This is a genomic window from Psychromonas sp. (assembly GCF_983033635.1).
In genome coordinates this window covers 1-2,709 of sequence record NZ_CEZLMY010000289.1, presented here as the reverse complement: position 1 = coordinate 2,709, position 2,709 = coordinate 1, and the positions used below count along the sequence as shown (strand labels likewise).

The following is a 2,709-nucleotide window of genomic DNA, read 5'->3' as shown; positions in this document are numbered from 1 at the left end:
AGCTTCAGGTTTAAGAGATCTACTTTTAATTAAAGCTGCCCTTAATATTTATTTCATATTGATATCTGCAGCTGTAAATAATTGTTGCTGGCATCAATTGGGTATCGCAATATTTAAAAAAATTTAAATCCGTTATTGCAAGGTAATTAAAATGCGCTTAACCATTTTTCATAAATTGTTTGTTTCTTTATTACTAACCAGCATGATAATGATGGTTGGCATGGCGCTGCTGATTAACAATAGTTTTCAAAGCGGATTACAAACTTACCTTAACCAACAAGAGGTAGAAAGACTTGAAGTGATTGCGCTGCAAGTTAGTGAGTACTATTCGACTCAAGATGGCTGGAAGATGATTAAAGAACGACCTTATTTATGGGGGGATCTGCTCCAGCAAATCATAGCTCGACCCGCAATAGACAAACGACCTCGAGCCGCTCACTTTCCGCCTAAAGGATTGATTTTATTGCATGAAAGAATTCATCTGCTAAATGAAAATGGTGAGCCTGTTCTCGATCATCCTAAAAAGCGCAAACATAAAAATAAAGATCCGCAATTTATTAAAGTGCCGATTTCGGTCAATAATAAAACCGTTGGCTGGATCTCTATTATGCAAAGAGAAACGATTACCAGCCCACTTGCAGAAAGCTTTTTTAAACAGCAGTTAAATAATTTTTACTTAATTGCTGCCTGGGTCGCCCTGTTTTCGTTTGTTGTTGCGGGCTTACTGGTTCGACATTTTCTGAAACCTCTGAAAAATCTGCATTCAGGTGCAAAAGCGTTGCAAAGTGGCGACTTTCAACAGCAAATCCCTGTACAGGGGAATGATGAGTTAGCTGAGTTGTCGCAAACTTTTAATAGTTTAACCAATACACTTAAACTGCAAAAAAAATCAAGAGAGCAATGGTTAGCGGATATATCGCATGAGTTGCGCACCCCGATTGCTGTCTTACTCAGTGAAATTGAAGCGATTGAAGATGGCATACGTAACCCTGAGCCTAAATACATTAAATCGCTACATAATCAGGTGATGAACCTCAGTCGCCTGGTTGATGATCTCTACCAGTTATCACTTTCGGACTCTGGGGTGAATATTGAAAAATCGCAACTTGTCGACTTGACACAATTGTTAGAGACGGTAGCTAACCAAAATGAAGTTCGTTTAGCAGAAAAAAACATTCAGTTAAAACGGCTTTATGAAAGCTGTCCTGCTGCTATATTAAAGGCCGATCAAAAGTCATTAACACAGCTAATTTCAAATATTTTTGAAAACAGTTATCGTTATACCGATGCCGGTGGTTTGCTGCAGATCTCCTTGCTACAAAACAAAAAAAATATTGAACTGATTATTGAAGATAGTGCCCCAGCCGTGCCAAATGAATCATTAAACAAACTGTTTAAGCGATTATATCGGGTTGATAAGTCGCGTAGCAGAGCTAATGGTGGTTCCGGACTCGGTTTATCTATTTGCCAAAATATTGTAAACACCCATGGCGGAGAGATCGTTGCAAACCACTCCCCTTTAGGTGGGCTGCAAATTAAAGTTTCGTTACCGATTAAGGATATTTAAACGATGAATTATCAAGAAAAAACTATTCTTGTTGTTGAAGATGAACCTTCGCTGGCCACTGTTTTATGCGAATATTTTTCTCAGTCTGGATTTCAAACCCATATTATCGATAATGGCTTAGAAGTGATAGATTGGGTTAAGTTACATCAGCCTGATTTACTGATTCTTGATTTAATGCTGCCACAACGAAACGGACTCGATATTTATCGTGAACTTCGCACTTTCAGTCAGGTTCCTGTGGTGATGGCGACAGCCAGAATCGATGAGATAGATCGCTTAGTAGGGCTGGAGCTGGGAGCTGATGACTATATCTGTAAACCCTACAGTCCAAGAGAGGTGGTGGTGCGTGTTAAAAATATATTACGTCGAGCAAGTGAAGAAAATAAGATGATCGATATTAATAGAGCACTTTGTATCGACGATAAAAAAATGACGGTTTCGCTTAATGAGCAAGCTGTTGTGTTAACTCCAGCCGAATTTCGTCTGCTTTCCTTTTTTAACAAGCATCCCGAACAAGTCTTTAGTCGCGAACAGTTAATGACACACATCTACCAAGATAGCCGTGTGGTGACAGACCGTACCATTGATAGCCACATCAAAAATATTCGCCGTAAACTGCAAGCGGTATCAGCTGATAGTGAATGTATTAAATCGATATATGGTGTCGGTTATAAATTAGAGATATAAATCTCCTTAGTTTCTCCATAATTCCTGCTTATTTTATCTTTATAGTTTATTTATCCGAGCTAAGTGATAAATCATCAATGCTGGCAGACCTCTGCCAACATTGACTGATTAGAACAATTAGCTTCAATCTATTCGCTTGTTAATAAAACGAATAAACCTTTACATAAGCTAAATGAGGTCATTATGAAAAAACAGTTACTTATCACAGCAGCACTATTAATGGGCAGCGCTAGTTATACTTTTGCTAACGTGGAAAATTTTAAACCTATGAGTTTGCAGGAGATGGATAAAAATGGCGACGCTGTATTATCAAAAGATGAAGTGTGCGGGCGTTTATTAGAAAATTTCGATCAGCTTGATACTGATGGCAGTGGTACTCTTTCTGCCGGCGAATTGCCGCTACCTAAAAATGGTCAGTCAGGCAAACACCATAAACGACCAGGTTTCGAAGAAAT

At 38.6% G+C, this 2,709-nt stretch carries 2 protein-coding genes and 1 pseudogene; all 3 read left to right on the top strand.

Going from position 1 to position 2,709, the window contains the following annotated elements:
• Nucleotides 1-151: 151 nt before the first annotated feature.
• On the top strand, nt 152-1,567 hold the full coding sequence (locus AC4GME_RS18595; protein WP_490378672.1) for an ATP-binding protein: 1,416 nt from the start codon (nt 152-154) through the stop codon (nt 1,565-1,567).
• A gap of 3 nt (nt 1,568-1,570) precedes the next feature.
• Nucleotides 1,571-2,254 (top strand): response regulator, encoded by a 684-nt coding sequence (locus AC4GME_RS18590; RefSeq protein WP_490378671.1) that lies wholly within the window; start codon nt 1,571-1,573, stop codon nt 2,252-2,254.
• Nucleotides 2,255-2,437: 183 nt separating this feature from the next.
• Nucleotides 2,438-2,709 (top strand): annotated as a pseudogene (locus AC4GME_RS18585) (hypothetical protein); the annotation flags it as partial.